General features: G+C 68.1%; 12 protein-coding genes. 8 read left to right on the forward strand and 4 right to left on the reverse strand.

Annotated features, from left to right (window positions below; genetic code table 11):
• Window positions 1-169: 169 nt before the first annotated feature.
• The 4 genes from DVT68_RS14960 to DVT68_RS14975 are packed head-to-tail and all read right to left on the reverse strand — an operon-like array spanning window position 170 to window position 5,126.
• The gene (locus DVT68_RS14960) at window positions 170-1,378 is read right to left on the reverse strand and encodes an AGE family epimerase/isomerase (protein WP_114825913.1); all 1,209 of its coding nucleotides are present in this window, start codon (window positions 1,376-1,378) and stop codon (window positions 170-172) included.
• Window positions 1,375-2,352 (reverse strand): carbohydrate kinase family protein, encoded by a 978-nt coding sequence (locus tag DVT68_RS14965; RefSeq protein ID WP_114825914.1) that lies wholly within the window; start codon window positions 2,350-2,352, stop codon window positions 1,375-1,377. Before DVT68_RS14965 ends, DVT68_RS14960 begins: the two co-directional genes overlap by 4 nt.
• Window positions 2,352-4,064, reverse strand: coding sequence for a sugar MFS transporter (locus DVT68_RS14970; protein WP_199536081.1), 1,713 nt, complete (start codon window positions 4,062-4,064; stop codon window positions 2,352-2,354). Before DVT68_RS14970 ends, DVT68_RS14965 begins: the two co-directional genes overlap by 1 nt.
• 15 nt (window positions 4,065-4,079) lie before the next feature.
• Window positions 4,080-5,126 carry a LacI family DNA-binding transcriptional regulator gene (locus DVT68_RS14975; protein ID WP_114825915.1) on the reverse strand — a complete coding sequence of 349 codons (1,047 nt, stop codon included), beginning with the start codon at window positions 5,124-5,126 and terminating at the stop codon, window positions 4,080-4,082.
• A gap of 213 nt (window positions 5,127-5,339) precedes the next feature.
• On the opposite strand from DVT68_RS14975, the gene DVT68_RS14980 reads away from it, so the two are divergent.
• From DVT68_RS14980 to DVT68_RS15015, 8 genes are all read left to right on the forward strand, one after another.
• Window positions 5,340-7,667: a GH92 family glycosyl hydrolase gene (locus DVT68_RS14980; RefSeq protein WP_114826127.1), complete on the forward strand. Its 2,328-nt coding sequence runs from the start codon at window positions 5,340-5,342 to the stop codon at window positions 7,665-7,667.
• Between the two features lie 188 nt (window positions 7,668-7,855).
• Window positions 7,856-9,574: a sensor histidine kinase gene (locus tag DVT68_RS14985; protein WP_233523515.1), complete on the forward strand. Its 1,719-nt coding sequence runs from the start codon at window positions 7,856-7,858 to the stop codon at window positions 9,572-9,574.
• Window positions 9,571-10,017, forward strand: coding sequence for a response regulator (locus tag DVT68_RS14990; RefSeq protein WP_114825917.1), 447 nt, complete (start codon window positions 9,571-9,573; stop codon window positions 10,015-10,017). The genes DVT68_RS14985 and DVT68_RS14990 overlap by 4 nt, the downstream gene beginning before the upstream one ends.
• Window positions 10,018-10,054: 37 nt before the next feature.
• Window positions 10,055-11,635, forward strand: a complete 1,581-nt coding sequence (locus tag DVT68_RS14995; protein WP_114825918.1) for a sensor histidine kinase — start codon at window positions 10,055-10,057, stop codon at window positions 11,633-11,635.
• 163 nt (window positions 11,636-11,798) lie between these two features.
• On the forward strand, window positions 11,799-15,659 hold the full coding sequence (gene purL, locus DVT68_RS15000) for a phosphoribosylformylglycinamidine synthase (protein ID WP_114825919.1): 3,861 nt from the start codon (window positions 11,799-11,801) through the stop codon (window positions 15,657-15,659).
• 69 nt (window positions 15,660-15,728) lie between these two features.
• A complete protein-coding gene (locus DVT68_RS15005) occupies window positions 15,729-16,460 on the forward strand; it encodes a hypothetical protein (RefSeq protein ID WP_233523499.1) in 732 nt (243 codons plus the stop codon).
• 56 nt (window positions 16,461-16,516) lie between these two features.
• Entirely contained in the window at window positions 16,517-17,416 is a 900-nt protein-coding gene (locus tag DVT68_RS15010; protein WP_233523500.1) for a glycosyltransferase family 2 protein, read from the forward strand.
• Window positions 17,413-18,312, forward strand: a complete 900-nt coding sequence (locus DVT68_RS15015) for a DMT family transporter (RefSeq protein ID WP_114826128.1) — start codon at window positions 17,413-17,415, stop codon at window positions 18,310-18,312. Before DVT68_RS15010 ends, DVT68_RS15015 begins: the two co-directional genes overlap by 4 nt.
• Window positions 18,313-19,005 lie beyond the last annotated feature (693 nt).

The following is a 19,005-nucleotide window of genomic DNA, read 5'->3' on the forward strand; positions in this document are numbered from 1 at the left end:
CGCTCGCGGCACCCTCAAATCAAAGGCGAAAGTCACTGGATGACTCGCTGCGTTCGCCCCTTCGGGGCCGCCCTTCGGGCGTTCTCCGCGCTTCGCGCTCCGTCCAGCCTTCGCTGGGATGACGTGTAGGAAGGCAGATCGCCAAGACGACGAGCGAAACCCAGCTCCCTCAGGGCACACCACCCTCACGCACCAACTCCAGCACCTCGTAGCACGCGCCCATCGTGTGGTAATCCGTCTTCCCCGCCGGACTCTTCTCATCGTCCATCTTGCGATTGTCCCGCGTGAGGATGCGATACCACGCGCCATGCCGGTGGTCGACGAAATGCCGCCAGGCGTAATCCCACAGTTTGACGTACCACTCGTCGTACTCGGCCAGCCCCGTGCGCGCGTGGAGCAAGGCGGCGGCAGCCAGTGACTCCGCCTGCACCCAGAAGTACTTGTCGTCGTCGCACACACGACCGTCAGGCGCGAAGCCGTAGCAGATGCCGCCGTGCTCGCTGTCCCAGGCGCGCGTCAGCGCGGTGTCGAACAGGTGCTTGGCGGTCGGCGCAAGCCAGTTCTCCTCGCGGCCGCGCTCGAGCAGCAGCGGTTCCATGATCAGCAGCAGCTTGGCCCATTCGGTCTGGTGTCCGGGCTGGAAGCCCCATGGGCGGAACAGGTGCTTGGGATCGTCCAGGTGGTAGTTCCAGTCCACCTTCCAGTGCACGTCGTAGTGCTCCCACACCAGGCCGTCCGCCTGCGCGGCCTGGCGACGCGTCATGTGGTCGGCGAGGGTGAGCGCGCGCTCGAGATAGCGCGGCTCATCGGTGGCCTGGTAGGTGGCGAGCATCGCCTCGCACATGTGCATGTTGGCGTTCTGGCCGCGGTAATCGCTGAAGCGCCACTGCGCGTCCGCTTCGTCGCGGTACAGGCCGGCGTCGGCGTCCCAGTAGCGTTGCTCCAGCAGGTTCCAGGTTTCCTCGATCCATGGATCGACTTCGGCAATGCCTGCCTTGCGCGCGGTGGCGTAGGCCAGCAATACGAAGGCCACGCCGTAGGCGTGATTGGTGCGGTCTTCCGGCTTGCCGTCGCGGATGGTCCAGGCGTAGCCGCCGCTCGTCGCGTCGCGGTGCACTTCGCGCAGGTAGCGCAGGCCGTGGCGGGCGGAGTCGAGGTATTCGGGATTGCCGAATTCGCGCGCCGCCATGGCGTAGTTGAAGACGAAGCGCGTGCTGCTCACCAGATGGCGATGGCTTCGGTCGTAGACCGTGCCGTCGTCCTTGAAATAGTGGAAGAAGCCGCCGTCCGGATCGATCGCGCGCGGGTGGTAGAAGGCCATCGTGTGCGCGATGTGCTCACGCAGGAACGCCTCGCTGCGGAAGTCGGGCGTGGTCATGCGTGGTTCTCCATGAAATCCAGCACCTCGTTTTCGTCAGGCATGGCGATGAACGAACCCTGGCGGGTCACCGTGAGCGCGCCGCAGGCGGCGGCGAAGCGCAGCGCGTCGTGCAGGCGTGGCAATTGGCTGATCAGGTGGTCGATGCGGTCGCCGGATGGCTCCAACGCGGCCAGTCGCAGCAGCAGGCCGCCGACGAAGGCGTCGCCCGCCGCGGTCGTATCCACCGCCGGCACGGAGTAGGCCGGCAATTCACCTTCGGCATCGGGGTGGAACCAGCGCAGCGCATTGGGACCATCGGTGACCACCAGCAGGCGGGTGCGCCCCTCCCACAGTTTCTCAAGCACCACTTCCTCGCCATCCACGGCGAGCCAGGCGAATTCCTCCGCGCTGAGCTTCACCACGTCGGCCAGCTGCAGCGCCGGCCACACCAGCGGGCGGGGATCGATCTCGCGAGGCCATAACGCCGGACGGAGGTTGAGATCGAAACTCACCAGCGCGCCCGCGTCGCTTGCGCGGCGCATGCCATCGCGCGTGGTTTCGGCCAGTGCCGGATCGGTCATGCTGTTGGAGCACACATGGAACACGGTGGCCTGCTTGAAACCATCCTCATGGAAGTGCTCGGGGCGGAACAGCAGGTCCGCCGAGGGCGGGCGGTAGAAGCTGAAGCTGCGGTCGCCGTGCGCGTCGAGCGAGATGAACGCGAGCGCGGTGTTCGCCTCATCCGTGCGGGCGACGCCCGCCGCGTCCACGCCCTCGCGCTGCAGGCTGTCGAGCAGGAAATCGCCGAACACATCCTTGCCCAGCATGCCGGCGAACGCGGCGTCGCCGCCAAGCCTTGCGACCGCCACCGCGACATTGGCGGGGGCGCCGCCCGCGAAGGGGACGAAAGCGCGTGGGAAGCCGCGGGCGTCGTTGCCCTCGCCATGGAAATCGATCAGGGCTTCGCCGAAACAGAGGATGGTGCGGGACATCAAGCGTTCTCAGGAGTGGCGGCAGGTACGGCGGGCTCGCGAATCAGCGAGCCACGCAGGCCGTAGAAGACGATGTAGCCGTAGCAGAGCAGCGGCAGGATGAAGGCGTGCTGGATGCCCATGTGGTCGGCCAGCACACCCTGGGCGAGCGGCACCAGCGCGCCGCCGACGATGGCCATGATCAGCAGGCTGGAAGCCTTGCCGGTGAGCGGGCCCATCCGCTCGATGCCCAGCGCGAAGATGGTCGGGAACATGATCGAGTTGAACAGGCCGATGGCGATGACGCTGACCATCGCCACGTTGCCCTTCGTGAGCATGGTGGTGAGCACCAGCAGGCCGGCGATGGCGGCGAAGGCGGCCAGCAACTTGCGCGGGTTGATGTACACGAGCAGCGCGGAACCGGCGAGGCGTCCCACCATCGCGCCGCCCCAGTAGTACATCACGTGGCCCGCGGCAGCCTGTTCGCTCATGTGGCCGATTTCCGGCAGCGACAGGTAGTTGACCAGGAAGCTGCCGATGGACACTTCCGCGCCCACGTAGAAGAAGATGGCGAGCACGCCGAACAGCACATGGCGGTGCCGCAGTGCATCCATCAGCGTGTGATGCGAGGTGTCGGCCTGTTCGGTGGATTCGGTCAGCGGCGGCAGGCGGAAAAGCCACACGCCCACGGCGAGCGCGATCAGCGCGACGCCCAGGCCGAGGTAAGGCGCCTGCACCAGCTGCGCCTGCTTCTGGCGGTAGCTGGCCAGTTGCTGCGTGGTGTCAGCCGGAATGTTTGCGCGCACGCCGGCGAACTGCGCCGCCTGCTGCGCGTTCAGTCGCGACGATGCGAGCTTGTCGAGCGCGGTGGCGAGCGAGGCTGGGGGCAGGGCGGCCAGTTGCTGTGGCGACATGGCCGCGAGCGTGGCGAGCAACGGCGCGCCGGAGAGGCTGTCCACGACTTGCGCCAACGGCGCCGCCGGCAGTTGCACGAAGCTGGCCGCCACGTCCTGCACGGGCAGGCGATCAAGCGCGCTCGCCGATGCATCGTTGAGCGCGGCGACGAGGCGATCGGGCGGCGCCTGGCGAATCGCCTCGATGGTCTGTGTGGCCGGCGCGCTGTTGAGGGTCTGCACGAGCTGCACGGTTTCCGGCGCCGTGCGCAGCGCCAGCGGCGCCAGGGTGGCGGCGGCGGAAAGAATCAGCAGGCCGCCGAACTTCGGTCCGATGGTGGTACCGAGCGAATTCATCGCCTGCGCCAGCGTGAGCCGGCTGGAGCTGGTGCGCTCGGGGCCGAGCAGGGCGACGTACGCGTTGGCCGCCACCTGCAGCACCGTGATGCCGGTGGCCAACACGAACAGCGCCGCGAGGAAGGCCGCATACGAGTGCAGCTGCGCCGCCGGCCAGAAACCGAAGGCGCCGAGGGCGGCGATCGCCAGGCCCGCCACGATGCCTTTCTTGTAACCCAGCAGCGCGACCAGACGGCCCGCCGGCAGCGACATCAGGAAGTACGCGCCGAAGAAGGTGAACTGCACGAGCATCGCTTGCGCATAGTTCAGTTCGAACACCGACTTCAGGTGCGGAATCAGGATGTCGTTGAGTACGGTGAGGAACCCCCACATGAAGAAGATGGTGGTCAGCACCGCCATCGCGAGCGGGTAATCGGTGTAGCGCGTCTTGCCCGTAGCCGGCGACGTGGAGGCCGACTGGACGGGCGGGGCTGCAAAGGCCATCGAGGTTCCCTGGTGTCAGTGAGGAGGGCGACTGCTCTCGCGCACCACCAACTCCACCGGCGCGATGATGGTGCGTGCACTCGCCTGCGGTTCGCGCAGGCGGGCAAGCAGGAGTTCGGCCGCCTGGCGGCCAAGCGTGCGTGGCGCCGTGGACAGCGTGGTCAACGGCGGCGTGCTCATGGCGGCCTCGGCGATGTCGTCGAAGCCGGTCAGGGCGAAATCGCTGCCAGGGCGCAGTCCACGCTGGTGCAAGGCGAGCATCAGGCCGAGCGCCACCGCGTCGTTGTAGCAAACCGCGGCGGTTGGAGCGGGATCACCGTTGAACAAGGCGTGCGCGGCGCGCGCGGCGTCCATGCGCGAGGGCTTGCTCTCCACGCGCCAGTGCGGCGCGATGGCGAGGCCGGCGGCCTGCATCGCCTGCGCATAGCCGGCGTAGCGATCGCGGCCGGAGCTGGCGTCGTCCGCGCCACCAAAAAAGGCGATGCGCTTGTGTCCCTGCGCGATCAGGTGCTCGGTGGCCAGCCGGGTGCCGCGCTGGTTGTCCAGCATCAGCCGGTCCCAGTGCGCGAATTCGGGCTGGGCGCCGCCCAGTTCACGGTTGAACAGCACCATCGGCGTGTGTGGGCCGACCGCCGCCAGCACGTCGTGGGCCTCGCTGCCTTCGGCCGGGGCGAGGATGATGCCCGCCGGACCGTGCTCGATCAGCGAGCCGAGCACGGCCTGCTCGCGCGCCGCCGACTCGCCGGTATTGCCCAGCAGGGTGACGAACCCCGCTTCGCCCAGGGCCTCGTCCACGCCGGAGGCGAACTCCGCGAAGAACGGGTTGGCCAGCTCGTTGAGCACCAGGGCGACGCTGGAGGACGTGCGCCGGCGCAGGTTGGCGGCGGCGCGGTTGTACACGTAGCCCTGGCGGCGGAGTTCCTCCTCCACCCGGGCGCGGGTCTGCTTGTTCACCAGCGGGCTGCCGCGCAGCACGAGCGAAACCGTGGCGCGGGACACGCCGCAGCCGGCCGCAATGTCGTTCAGGGTGATCTTGCGCCCCACCGGGGTCTGGCTTTCCATCGCGGGTCCGTGTGATTGGAACGATCCAAAGGTAACCCGCCGCCCGCATGGAACGGAACCATTACCGATGGCGCGGCGCAGCATGCATCCGTCTCGCGGCCGGTGATAGGTTCAACCCCTTAGAACGATTCAAATTTCGCTGTCTTCAGGGGGAACTCCATGGCTTGTCCGTCACCGCGCATCTGGCTGCCTGGCCTGCTGGCCGCCGCGATCATGCTGGGGCTGGCGGCTCCCGGCCACGCCGCCACGGGGCATGTGGCCGATGTCGATCCCCGGATCGGCACCGGTGGAGACGGCCATACCTTCCCCGGCGCCACCGCGCCGTTCGGCATGATCCAGCTCTCGCCCGACACGGCGATGCCGGACTTCAAGCACGCCTACAAGTACGCGGCCGGCTACCAATACGGCGACGGCAGCCTGCTGGGCTTCTCGCACACCCATTTCTCCGGCTCGGGCCACTCGGACCTGGGCGACGTGCTGGTGATGCCGATCGCCGGCGACGTGCGGCTGGAGCCGGGTGACGTGGCCAAGCCGGGCAGCGGCTACCGCTCGCGTTTCAGCCACGACAGCGAGGTGGTGGAGGCCGGCTACTACGCGGTGACGCTGAGCGACTACGACGTGCGCGCCGAGCTGACCGCCGGACGCCGCATCGGCTGGCATCGCTACACCTTCCCGGTGGGCAAGCCCGCGCATCTGCTGCTGGACCTGCGGCCCAGCATCTACGACTACGCCGGCAAGGTGCTGTGGTCCAGCCTGCGCGTGCATGAGGACGGAACCGTCACCGGCTGCCGCACCACGCGCGGCTGGGCGCCGGGGCGCGAGCTGTGCTTCGCGCTGCGCTTCTCGCAGCCAATGGCTTCGCGCGAGCTGTACAACCGCGAAACCGACATCACCTACAAGGGCTTCCCGGGTCCGGGCAATCAGCCGCTGGACCACGATGCGCAGAACGGGCGCGCCCTCGTTGGCGTGTTCGACTTCGGCGTGCTCAAGCAGCCGCTCGGCGTGAAGGTGGCCATCTCCACGGTGAGCGAGGACAACGCCATCGCCAACCTCGACGCCGAAGGGAAGGGCTGGGATTTCGACGCCCGCCGCGCCGAGGCCCGCGCGGCATGGGACAAGGCGCTGTCGGTGATCGACGTGGACGCCAGCAAGGACCAGCGCGTCGGCTTCTACACCTCGCTCTACCACGCGTTGCTGTCGCCCACGCTGAGCATGGACGTGAACGGCCAGTTCCGCGGCCCGGACGGCGCCGTGCACCAGGCCGTCGACAAGAACGGCAAGTTCGAATTCCACTCCACCTGGTCGCTGTGGGACGTCTATCGCGCGCAGCAGCCGTTGATGGCGCTGCTGATGCCCCAGCGCAGCACCGACTTCGTGCGTTCGCTGATCGCCTCGCGTGAGGCCAGTCCGTTCGGCATCCTGCCGGTGTGGGCGTATCAGGGGCTGGAGACGTGGTGCATGATCGGCTACCACGCAGTGCCGGTGATCGCCGACGCCTATGTGAAGGGCGTGCGCGGCTTCGACGCCGACGCCGCGCTCAAGGCCATGGTGGCGAGCGCGACCTACGCGCCCTACGGCGACTTGGGCGACTACATGAAGCTCGGTTACGTGCCGATCGACAAGGAGCAGGAGGCCGCCTCCAAGACCCTCGAATACGCCTACGACGACTGGTCGCTGGCGCAGATGGCCAAGGCCATGGGGCGCAAGGACGTGGCGGCCACCTTCGAGAAGCGCGCCGGCAACTGGCGCAACGCCTACGACCCGGCAACCGGCTTCATGCGCGCCCGCAAGAGCGACGGCAGCTTCCGCGAGCCGTTCAACCCGGATACGGCCGGCTACGGCAGCGACTACACCGAGGGCAATGCCTGGCAGTACTCCTGGTACGTGCCGCAGGACGTAGCCGCGCTGATCAAGGCGATGGGCGGCGACGCGCGCTTCGTGACCAAGCTGGACAGCGTGTTCGAGGCCAAGGTCGATCCCTCGCACTTCGCCAACGTCGAGGACATCACCGGCCTGATCGGCTGGTATGCCCACGGCAACGAGCCGAGCCACCACCTGGCCTACCTCTATGACTATGCCGGTGCGCCCTGGCAGACCCAGAAGCGCCTCAAGCAGATCATGGACAGCCAGTACGCCACGCGCCCCGACGGCCTGGCCGGCAACGACGACCTGGGCCAGATGTCCGCCTGGTACATCTTCACGGCGCTGGGCTTCTATCCGGTGACGCCGGCCAGCGACGAATACGCCATCGGCCGCCCGTTCGTGGCCCGCGCGGCCCTGCATCTGCCCAATGGCCGGACCTTCACGGTCAGCGCAGACCCGCTGGATGACGCCCATCCCTATGTCGGCCAGGTCACCCTCAACGGCAAGCCGCTGGACCGGGTTTTCCTGCGCCACGGCGAGATCCTGGCGGGCGGCGAGCTGCATTTCACCATGCAGGCTGAACCGAACCGTTCCTGGGGGCAGGCGCCGGGGGCGCGGCCCTCGTCGATGAGTGACGCTGCGCACACCTCGGGCCAGGGTTCGGCGAAGGCCGACTAATGGGTTAAGAAAAAGCCTGCAGTGGAGGTGGTAATTCTCCGGGGGATTCTGCAACCATGCCTCACATGTTGCGCTCATCCTGGAAATTGGCGTCGACACTCCGGCCTGCCACGCGGGACCGTGTGTCCCTGCGCTGGCGGTTAGGCGGGCTGCTGGCCGCCGTGCTGGTGATCGTCGCGTTGCCTTACATGGTGACGCGCAGCGGCTCCACCGAGGCCCTCAGCGCCAACGAGCGGGTCACCCACTCCTCGGAAGTGAAATCGCTGACCTATCGCATCGCGTACGTAACGCGCGACAGCGAGGCGGCCATCTATCGCCTGATCCACGGCGATCGCGACCCGCAGTTGCGTCTGCGGGCCGAGCGCGCCGGGCACGACGTGCCGGGCCTGCTCAACCAGTTGCACGAGATGACCCGCGAGAGCGCCGACCAGCAGTCGCTCATTGGCTCCCTGAGCGCCACCGTCAATGGACGGCTGGCGCTGAGCGGGCAGGCCATCCTGCGCCTAGAACGCGGCGACGTAGATGGCGCCGTCGATGCGATGCGCGACGCCGGCACGCTGTTCAAGATGGACAGCCTCATTGACGGCATCGTGCGCAACGAGGACAGCGAGCTCATCAAGCGCCGCCTGGAGGCCCAGCACGAGTCGTTCAACAGCAGCCTGGCACTGCTGATCACCGCCATCGCCCAGGTGGTGCTGCTGACCATCGTGGTGATCGTGTCCGAGCGGCAGATCAGCCGACGACTGCGCGCCGAGGTGCGCGAAGGGCAGGCCGTGCAGCGCTCGCAGCTGATCGTGCAGGCGGTGCGCGAGCCGATTGCCCTGCTCGACACCAGCCTCGGCACGCTGCTGGTCAATGCGGCGTTCGGTGAGTTGTACGGTCTGCCGCCGGACTTCCGCCAGTCGATGCCGCTGACCGAGATCGGTGACGGCGCCTGGACCGACAGCGCCCTGCTGCAGCGACTCAACGACGTGCTGCTGCTGGACCGCGAGCTGTGGGACTACGAGCTGGTCCAGCGCACCGTCGACGGGGTGGATCGCCATGTGGTGATCAACGCCCGCCGCCTCGAGCAGGATTCCGGCGGCGACCCCGTGCTGCTGCTCACCCTCAGCGACGTGACCGCACGCGCCCTGGTCGAGCAGCAGGTGAAGGAGCTCAACCGCCAGCTTGAGGGCAAGATCGAGCAGGTGTCCGACGTCAACCGCGAGCTGGAGGCCTTCAGCTATTCGGTGTCGCACGACCTGCGCGCGCCGCTGCGTCACATCAGCGGTTTTGCCGGCAAGCTGCAGCAGCACCTGGGCGAGGCCGCCGACGAGCGCTCGCGGCATTACATCGAAGTGATCAACGATGCCTCGCGGCGCATGGCGCTGCTGATCGAGGACCTGCTGGTGTTCTCGCGCCTGGGCCGCGGCGCCTTGCGCCTGCAGCCGGTGGACATGCAGTCGCTGGCCGACGAGGCGCGCGCGCTGGCCGAGACCGATGCGCACGGTCGCCACATCGTGTGGTCGATCGCGCCGCTGCCGATCGTGATCGGCGATGAGAACATGCTGCGCACGGTGTGGCAGAACCTGCTGGGCAACGCGGTGAAGTACACCGGCAAGCGCGAGGTGGCGCGCATCGACGTGGACGTGCAGCGCAACCGCGACGGCAGCTACGAATTCGTGGTCAGCGACAACGGCGCCGGCTTCGACATGCAATACGCGGGCAAGCTGTTCGGCGTGTTCCAGCGACTGCACCGCGCCTCGGAATTTCCGGGCAACGGCATCGGCCTGGCCAATGTGCGTCGCATCATCACGCGTCATGGCGGTCGGGTCTGGGCGGATGCCGAACCGGGCCACGGAGCACGCTTCCACTTCACGCTGCCATCGTCCGACCTGGCAGAGAGCTTTGCCCAGAGGCGGTCATGACTCCACGCGACATCCGCACCATTCTGCTGGTCGAGGACAGCCTCGCCGACGCCGAAATGGCCATGGACGCCCTGGCTGAGGCCAACCTGGCCAATCCGGTGATCCACCTCGAGGACGGCGTGGATTGCCTGGACTATCTGTATTGCCGCGGCGAATGGAGCGGGCGCGAACCGCTCGATCCGGCGGTCGTGCTGCTGGACATCAAGATGCCCCGCATGAGCGGCCTGGAGGTGCTGACGCACCTGCGCTCGGACGAGCGCTTCCGCCGCGTGCCGGTGGTGATCCTGTCGTCGTCGCGGGAGGAGAGCGACCTGGCGCGCAGCTGGGACATCGGCGCGAACGCCTACGTGATCAAGCCGGTGGACGTGGACCAGTTCTTTGAAGCGGTGCGCACGCTGGGCCAGTTCTGGGCCGTGCTCAACCAGGGCCCCGAACAGGCGTGAAATCGATGGGGCAGGATGCCCCACCACGGAGTTGACGATGGCGGAAAGGCAGCACTGGGGTCTCCCCAGAATCCGAATCCTGCAGATCGAGGACAGCCAGCTCGACGCCGAGCTGGTGCTGTCCGAGCTCGACGCCGACGCCATCGAATACGACGTGCGCCTGGTGGATGCCGAGCGCGAGTACCTGCAGGCGCTGGACCAGTTCGATCCGCACATCGTGCTGTCGGACCTGAGCATGCCCGGCTTCTCGGGGCAGCGTGCGCTGGACCTGCTGCGCGAGCGCGACCAGGACCTGCCCTTCATCTTCATCTCGGCCACGCTCGGTGAGGAGGCGGCCATCGAGGCGCTGCGCAACGGCGCCACCGACTACATCCTCAAGCAGAACCCGGCGCGCCTCGCCTCGGCGGTGCGCCGCGCCCTGCGCGAGGCCGAGGCGCAGCGCGCGGCGCGGCGCGCCGAGACGGAACTGATCCGCGCGCAACGCTTCGAGAGCCTGGCCATGCTGGCAGGCGGACTCAGCCACGACTTGCGCAACCTGCTGCAGCCCTTGCTGCTGGCCGGCGACAGCCTGCAGGACTACCAGGACGATCCACGCCTGGCCCGGCTCGGCCGGCTGGTGCGCGATTGCGGCAAGCGCGGCCTGGACATGGTGCAGTCGATGCTGTCGTTCGCCCGCGGCGCCCGACGCGCCGAGCAGGTGCGGGTGGGCGCGCTGCTGGAGGCGCTGGCCCTGCTGCTGCAGGGCAGCGTGCCGCGTGGAGTGTCGCTGGAAATGGGCGCGGACGACCCGGAGCTCAGCTTCGACGGCAACCACACCGAACTGCAGCAATGCCTGCTCAACCTCAGCCTCAACGCCATCCAGGCCATGCCCAGCGGTGGCTGCCTGCGCATCGAGGCGGGGCTGGTCACGCTCCCGTCGTCGTTTTTTGTTCCGGGCGAGGAGCCGCGCGAAGGAACCTACCTGGGCCTGACCGTCGCCGACACCGGCACCGGCATGGACGAGGGGGCGCTGCAGCACTTGTTCGAGCCCTTCTACACCACCAAGGAAACCGGCACCGGGCTGGGCCTGGTCTCGTGCAAGCGCATCGTCACGGCGCATGGCGGCGTGATGCGGGTGACCAGCGAACTGGGGCAGGGCACCCAGTTCCACATGTACATCCCGCTGGCCCAGATACGTGCCGAAGCGCTCGAACTGCAGGACCAGTCCGACCTGCAGGGCGAAGCCGAGCGCGTGCTGGTGGTGGTGGAGGAGGCCGGCCAGCTGTCGTTGCTGGTGGATACGCTCGACTCCTGGGGTTACCAGGCGCACGCCAGCCAGAGCGGTACCGCGGCCCTGCAATGGATCGAGGCGCAGGGCGTGCCCGACCTGGTGGTGCTGGACGCGGACATGAACCTCTTCACCGGCGTCCGCACGCTGGCCGCCCTGTTCGACCATGGCTACCGCCGCGCCGTGCTGCTGCTGGCCCGACCCGACGCGCCGCCGGACATGGACGAGCTGCCGGTGATGGAGCACCTCTACCTGGTCGACAAGCCCATCTCCACCAAGAAACTGCTGCGAACCGTGCGCGAGGCGCTGGAAGCGAGCGCGGCGTCGGAGCTGCCAGACGGGCTGCCGTAGCGCGGGCCGTCCGCCTCCCAGCGGATGCCGGGATCTCCCCCAAAAGCGCCAGGGGCCGGGTCGCCAGGCGCCGGGCCCGCCAGCCCGCCCCATGTTGCGTCGCGGCAGCGATCACCCGGCTTGAGGTACAATGCGCGTTTCCGCATAGCCCCCCGTTCCCCGCATGATCGCACTCGATGGGCAGAGCGCCCTCTCGCCTTTTCGTCTCGAACGCCTGAACGCACGCCTGGACGCCATTCACCGTGGCACCCGGGTCCAGGCCTCGTGGTTCGTCTACTTCATCGACGCCGACCGCGCGCCGGAGGGCGAGCAGCATCGTCGCCTGCTGGAAGTGCTGGAGGCCAAGGACGGCGCGCCGGAGACCGCCTCGCTGTGGGTGGTGCCGCGCCTGGGCACGATCTCGCCGTGGTCCAGCAAGGCCACCGACATCCTGCATGGCGCCGGCTTCGACGTGCGCCGCGTGGAGCGCGGCACGGCGTGGCAGGTTTCCGCGCTGCCGGCGTTCGGCGCCCCGCAGTACGAGGCCGTGCTGGCCGTGCTGCACGACGCGATGACCCAGTCGGTGCTGACCAGCCTGGATGACGCCAAGGGCCTGTTCCTCGGCGGCCAGCCGGGGCCGCTGCTCCACGTGGCGCTGGGCGACGACGCCGGGGCCGCGCTGGACAAGGCCAACAAGGAGCTGGGCCTGGCGCTGGCCGAAGATGAGATCGAATACCTCGCCGCGCGCTATGCCGAGCTGGGCCGCGATCCGACCGACGCCGAACTCTTCATGTTCGCGCAGGCCAACTCCGAGCACTGCCGCCACAAGGTGTTCAACGCCAGTTGGACGCTGGATGGCGAGGCTCAGGACAAGAGCCTGTTCGGCATGATCAAGAACACCCACCAGCACTCGCCCGCGCACACGCTGTCCGCCTACAAGGACAACGCCGCGGTGGTCGAGGGGTATGAGGGCAACCGCTTCTTCGCCGACGCCGATGGCATCTGGCGCAAGCACCCGGAGCGCGTCGAGTACGCGATCAAGGTGGAGACGCACAACCATCCGACCGCGATCGCTCCCTGGCCGGGCGCCGCCACCGGCGCTGGCGGCGAGATCCGCGACGAGGGCGCCACCGGTCGTGGCGCCAAGCCGAAGGCCGGTCTCTCCGGCTTCTCGGTTTCCGACCTGCGCATCCCGGGCAAGCCGCGTCCGTGGGAAGTGGACCGCCCGCTGCCGCCGCACATGGCCACCGCGTTCGAGATCATGCGCGACGGCCCGCTGGGCGCAGCCGCGTTCAACAACGAATTTGGCCGCCCCGCGCTGGGCGGCTATTTCCGCACCTACGAGCACGAGACCGGCGAAGCCGGCGTGCGCCGCGGTTACGACAAGCCGATCATGATCGCCGGCGGTCTGGCCAACATCCGCGCCGGCCATGTGCAGAAGCGCGACGTGCAGCCGGGCAACAAGGTGATCGTGCTGGGCGGCCCGGCCATGCTGATCGGCCTGGGCGGCGGCGCCGCCTCTTCGGTCGCCTCGGGCACCTCCAGCCTGGAGCTGGATTTCGCCTCGGTGCAGCGTGACAACGCCGAAATGGAGCGTCGCTGCCAGGAAGTGATCGACCGCTGCTGGTCGCGTGGCGACCACAACCCGATCGTCAGCGTGCATGACGTGGGCGCGGGTGGCCTGTCCAACGCAATCCCCGAGCTGCTGAATGACGCCGGCGTCGGTGGCCGCATCGATCTCTCCACCGTGCCGTGCGATGACCCGTCGCTGTCGCCGATGCAGATCTGGAGCAACGAGTCGCAGGAGCGCTACGTGCTCGCGATCGGCGCGGCCGATCTGGAAGAATTCGAGGATTACTGCAAGCGCGAGCGCTGCCCGTACGCCGTGGTGGGCGAGGCGACCTCCGAGCGTCGCCTGATCGTGCACGATCCGCGCACCGACACCACGGTGATCGACCTGCCGATGGACGTGCTGTTCGGCAAGGCGCCGCGCATGCATCGCGATGCGCGTCACCTGAAGCCGCGCATCGACGTGATTCCCGATCTGGCCGGCATCAGCATGGACGAGGCGCTGATGCGCGTGCTGCGCCTTCCCACCGTGGGCAGCAAGAGCTTCCTCATCACCATCGGCGACCGCACCGTGGGCGGCCTCAATGCCCGCGACCCGATGGTCGGCCCGTGGCAGGTGCCGGTGGCCGACTGCGCCGTCACCATCACCGACTTCGACGGCTACACCGGCGAGGCGATGGCGATGGCCGAGCGCGCGCCGGTGGCGCTGCTCAACAGTGCCGACGCGGCGCGTCTGGCCGTGGGCGAAGCCATCACCAACCTGGCCGCCGCGCCGATCGCCTCGCTCGGCGAAGTGCGCCTGTCGGCCAACTGGATGGCCGCCGTCAATTACCAGGGCGAGGACGCCGCGCTGTTCGACGCGGTGAAGGCCGTGGGCATGGAGCTGTGCCCGGAGCTGGACATCTCCATTCCGGTCGGCAAGGACTCGCTGTCCATGCAGACCGTGTGGAAGGACGGCGACACCACGCAGCGCACCGTCTCGCCAGTGTCGCTGGTGATCACCGGCTTTGCCCGCGTCACCGACGTGCGCCGCACGCTCACGCCGCAGCTGCGCCTGGACCATGGCGATTCCGAGCTGTGGCTGCTCGACCTCGGCGCCTGCCGCGACCGCCTCGGCGGTTCCGCGCTGACCCAGGTGTTCAACCGTGGCGGCGGCGTGCCGCCGGATCTGGATGACGCCAAGCGCCTGAAGTCGCTGTTCAATCTCGTGCAGGAGGCCAACAACGGCGGCCTGCTGCTGTCCTATCACGACCGCTCCGATGGCGGCGTCATCGTCACCCTGCTGGAGATGGCCTTCGCCGGCCATTGCGGCCTGGAGATCCATCTCGACGGTTGGGCCGAAGCGACGCTGCGCGCGCTGTTCAACGAGGAGCTGGGCGCGGTGGTGCAGGTCGCCACGGCCAACCGTGAGGCCTTCGAGGCGCTGCTGGTCAAGCATGAGCTCACCGGCATGGCCTATCGCATTGGCCGTCCGAAGGAGAAGCTGGGCATCAAGCTGTTCCACAACGGCGAGACCATCTTCAAGTGGAACTGGCGCACGCTGTTCGAGGCCTGGAACGAAACCAGCCACGCCATGCAACGCCTGCGCGACAACCCGGTCACCGCCGACGCCGAGAACGTCTGGCGCCTGGACGACACCGATCCGGGCATCAGCCCCAAGCTCACCTTCGACCCGCAGGAAGACATCGCCGCGCCGTTCATCGCCAAGGGCGACAGGCCGCGCGTGGCGGTGCTGCGCGAGCAGGGCGTGAATGGCCAGGTCGAAATGGCTGCCGCCTTCACCCGCGCCGGCTTCGAGGCGGTGGACGTCCACATGTCCGACCTCGCCAGCGGCCGCATCAAGCTGGCCGACTTCCGTGGCCTGGCGGCGTGCGGCGGCTTCTCCTACGGTGACGTGCTGGGCGCGGGCCGTGGCTGGGCCACCTCGATCCTCTACAACGAGTACCTGCGCGCGGAGTTCGCCGCGTTCTTTGCCGACGCCTCGCGCTTCGCGCTGGGCGTCTGCAACGGTTGCCAGATGATGAGCCAGCTCAAGGACATCATCCCCGGCGCGCAGAACTGGCCGAAGTTCCTGCGCAACGCGTCCGAGCAGTACGAGGCGCGCGTGGCCACGCTGGAAGTGGTCGATTCGCCGAGCATCTTCTTCAAGGGCATGGCCGGTTCGCGCATCCCGGTGGCGGTGGCGCACGGCGAAGGTCGCGCGACCTTCGCGCAGGGCGTCAGCGCAGCCAAGTCGGGCGTGGCGCTGCGTTACGTCGACAACCGCGGCCGGCCCACCGAAGAGTTCCCGCTCAATCCGAACGGCTCGCCCGGTGGCCTCACCGGCTTCACTGCCGCCGATGGTCGCGTGACCATCATGATGCCGCACCCCGAGCGCGTGTTCCGTACCGTGCAGATGAGCTGGCATCCAGAGAAGTGGGGCGAGGATTCGCCGTGGATGCGCATGTTCCGCAACGCGCGAGTGTGGTGCGGCTGATGCCGCGCGGCCGCGCCGGGTCCGTGTTGGCCTGACGTGGCCGCTCCTCGGGGGTGGCTTTTTCGCATCGTGGCCGGCCTGGCCTGGGCCGGCCTGGTTGCGCTGCTGCCGTGGTCCGCGGGACTGCCGCTGTTGCTGCTGCTGGCGACGGGCGTGGTCGGCTTCGACCGGCGCATTCCGCACTACGCGAGGCTGTGCCGGCTGGCCCTGCGCTGGGGTTTGCCCGGCTGGCTCTACGCCTTGCAGCGCGTGCTGGGCGGCGACCTCCTTGCCTGGGGCGCGGCGCTGCTGGGCGCGCTGGTCGGTTTTTCGCTGGTGGTGCTGCTGGAATCCATGCTTGACCATCGCGTGCGTCGCAGCGCGCGGGTCATGCGCGGGCCCGAATGGGACGAGCTGGCGCTGGCGCCGATGGGGCCCGGGGCGCACATCATCGAGCTGTCGCGCGTGGCCTGGCGGCAGGCCGAACCGGCGTTCGCCGATCCCGAGGGCGCGCCGGTGCAGTTCGAATCGAACGGACGTGGCCGGGGTCGCTATGTGTTCGCGGCCGGCATCGTGATCGACAAGGCGGGTCCGCAATGCTGTTTCGGTCCGGGCGGACGCTGGTTCGCCGCCGTGCTGCCGGGCGGTAGGGGCCATGTGCTGTGGGACCGGCATGGCGCCTCCGTGCACCGTCTGGCCGGCTGGCAGCTCAGCGGCTGGGACGGCGAACAGCCCTGGCTGGCGCGCGGCGCGGATGGCGTGCCGGCGCCCCTGCACGAAGTACTGGGCCAGCCAAGGCATCGTCGTCATCCATTGGGATGAGGCGGGCGTATCGCTTCACGTTCAGAATACGCCCCCCCTCCCGCATACTTGACGCAGTGAATACCGAAGCGACTCCCTCCCTTACCCCTGTGCTGCCGGTCAGCGTGATCGTGGTGGCGGCCGACAGCGGCCCATCCCTGCGCGACTGCGTGCGGCGCGTGCTCGCCTGCGATGTGCCGCTGGAGATGATCCTGGTCGACAACGCCTCGAGCGATGGCGTCCCGCAGGCGATCGCCCGCGCGCACGAGAGTGACCATCGCCTGCAGGTGATCTACAACCACGCCAACCTTGGCTTCGGTCCGGCGGTGAATCGCGGCGCGGCCAAGTCGCATGGCAAGTCGTTGCTCGTGCTCAATCCCGATTGCCTGATCGACAACGCTGCCTTGCTGAGAATGCTGACGATACTGGCCACGCATCCGCGCGCCGGCGCGATCGGCGCGGTGGTGTGCGATGAGCAAGGCGTGCCCGATCCGGCTTCCTACCGCCGCGATCCGTTGATGCGCCGCGCCTTGAATACGCTGTTCAATCGCGCTGGCGAGGGCATCAACATCGAAGGCCCGATCCCGCACGAGCTGCTGGAGGCGGAAGCGGTGTCCGGCGCGCTGATGCTGTTGCCGCGCCGCGTGTTCGATTACCTCGCCGGCTTCGACGAAGATTATTTCCTCCATTGTGAAGACCTGGACCTCTGCCGCCGCGTGCGCGACGCGGGTTACAAGGTGATGCTCGCCGGCGACGTGCGCGTGCTGCACGGCAAGGGCAGTTCCAGCCGGCATCGCCCGGTGTTCGTCAGCCGGCACAAGCACCGCGGCATGTGGCGCTGGTTCCGAAAGTTCGATCCCGACGCCAGCAAGCCATGGGTGGCAGCGCTGGTCTGGCTGGGCATCTGGATGCACTTCCTGTTGCAGATCCCCGGACAGCTGTGGCGCCTGGCGCGCAAGCGGGCGGCCGCCGCATGAATGCCGCGCCAGCGCGGCACGTCACCATCGCCACCTTTGGACTGATCGCCGTCACGGCGATCTGGGGTTCCACCTTCTTCCTGATCAAGGATCTGGTGGCGCGCCTGCCCGTGGCCGACTTCCTGGCCGTGCGCTTCCTGATCGCGGCGTTGTCGATGGTGCTGCTGTTTCATCGACCGCTCATGCGCCTCCAGCGTCGCGAATGGATGCAGGGCATGGCGCTCGGCGCCGTCTATGGCGTGGCCCAGCTGCTGCAGACCACCGGCCTGGAACACACCTCCGCCAGCATCAGCGGCTTCGCCACGGGCATGTATGTGGTGTTCACGCCGCTGCTGGGCATGGTGCTGCTGCGTCAGAGGTTGCCGTCCGTCACCTGGATCGCCGTGCTGTTGTCGGTCGGTGGACTGGCGTTGCTGGCCTTGCATGGGCTGAGCGTGGGTTATGGCGTGTGGCTTACGCTGGCGTCGGCGGCGCTGTATGGCTTGCACATTGTTGGACTGGGCGCGTGGTCACGGCCGGGCAGCGCGTTCGCGCTGTCCACGGTGCAGATGCTGATGATCGCCGCGATCTGCCTGTCCGCCACCTTGCCGAAGGGACCGATGCTTCCGCCGGATGGCGGCGCGTGGCTGGCCGTCGTGTACATGGCGCTGGCGGCAGGCGCAGGCGCCATGCTGGTGCAGACCTGGGCGCAGGCGCATCTGTCACCGACCCGCGCCGCCATCGTGATGACGCTGGAGCCGGTGTTCGCGGCGGGTTTCGCGGTCGCGTTCGGCCACGATGCACTGACGTGGCGCATGGTGGGTGGCGGCGCCTTGATCCTGGCGGCGATGTATCTGGTGGAGTTGGCGCCGCGGAGTGGGGCGTTGCAGGCGGAGGGGTTGCATCACGAGGTGTAGGTTGGGGCGCGTTTGCGTGACGCTCGCCAAAGTGAAGTGCACGTCTCTCTACGCACCTTGCTCGCGCGGCCCTTCCTAGTCCGTCATCCCTGCGGAAGCAGGGATCCAGTGACTTTCGCTTTTGACTTGGGGTTGCCGCCAGCTTGCTCGCCTGCGGCGGGCTTCCGCAGCCCTGCCGGGCAGCGGGTCACTTTTCTCTGCGTGGCCAGAGAAAAGTAACCAAAAGAGAGGCCACCCCGATGGCACGCCTTCCGGGCTACGCCCTCCAGGTTCGCGGGCGGGTTCCGGGGTTTGTCGACAGGGCATCCTGCCCTGACGACAAACTGGCCGGCGTCCCTGCCGGCCACCCTTCGGGCTATTCCTCCACCCACCCGCCGCGCCATAGGGGAGTGGAAGTCAAAAGCCAGAGCGAAAAACCAAGAGCCAAGAGCCAAGAGCCAAGAGCCAAGAGCGAAGAGCCAAGAGCGAAGAGCCAAGAGCGAAGAGCCAAGAGCGAAGAGCCAAGAGCCAAGAGCCAAGAGTGGCGCCGCCCCTGTAGGAGCGCACTCTGCGCGCGACCGTAGTCGGGCGATCACCTCTGCTATCTCGGACAGGGTGTGCTCCTATAAAGAGCGCCAAGGGCTTCGCGACGCGATGTGTCGCGAAGCGGCACGAGCCGTCGCCCAAACCCCTGTGAGGCGGTGAGGGGTGGAC

The sequence above is a fragment of the Dyella solisilvae genome (assembly GCF_003351225.1).
Taxonomy (GTDB): Bacteria; Pseudomonadota; Gammaproteobacteria; order Xanthomonadales; family Rhodanobacteraceae; genus Dyella; species Dyella solisilvae.

Coding starts and splice junctions, on each gene's coding strand:
- DVT68_RS14960 (WP_114825913.1), bottom strand. CDS start 1,378: ATGACCACGCCCGACTTCCGCAGCGAGGCGTTCCTGCGTGAGCACATC.
- DVT68_RS14965 (WP_114825914.1), bottom strand. CDS start 2,352: ATGTCCCGCACCATCCTCTGTTTCGGCGAAGCCCTGATCGATTTCCAT.
- DVT68_RS14970 (WP_199536081.1), bottom strand. CDS start 4,064: ATGGCCTTTGCAGCCCCGCCCGTCCAGTCGGCCTCCACGTCGCCGGCT.
- DVT68_RS14975 (WP_114825915.1), bottom strand. CDS start 5,126: ATGGAAAGCCAGACCCCGGTGGGGCGCAAGATCACCCTGAACGACATT.
- DVT68_RS14980 (WP_114826127.1), top strand. CDS start 5,340: ATGCTGGGGCTGGCGGCTCCCGGCCACGCCGCCACGGGGCATGTGGCC.
- DVT68_RS14985 (WP_233523515.1), top strand. CDS start 7,856: ATGGTGACGCGCAGCGGCTCCACCGAGGCCCTCAGCGCCAACGAGCGG.
- DVT68_RS14990 (WP_114825917.1), top strand. CDS start 9,571: ATGACTCCACGCGACATCCGCACCATTCTGCTGGTCGAGGACAGCCTC.
- DVT68_RS14995 (WP_114825918.1), top strand. CDS start 10,055: ATGGCGGAAAGGCAGCACTGGGGTCTCCCCAGAATCCGAATCCTGCAG.
- purL (WP_114825919.1), top strand. CDS start 11,799: ATGATCGCACTCGATGGGCAGAGCGCCCTCTCGCCTTTTCGTCTCGAA.
- DVT68_RS15015 (WP_114826128.1), top strand. CDS start 17,413: ATGAATGCCGCGCCAGCGCGGCACGTCACCATCGCCACCTTTGGACTG.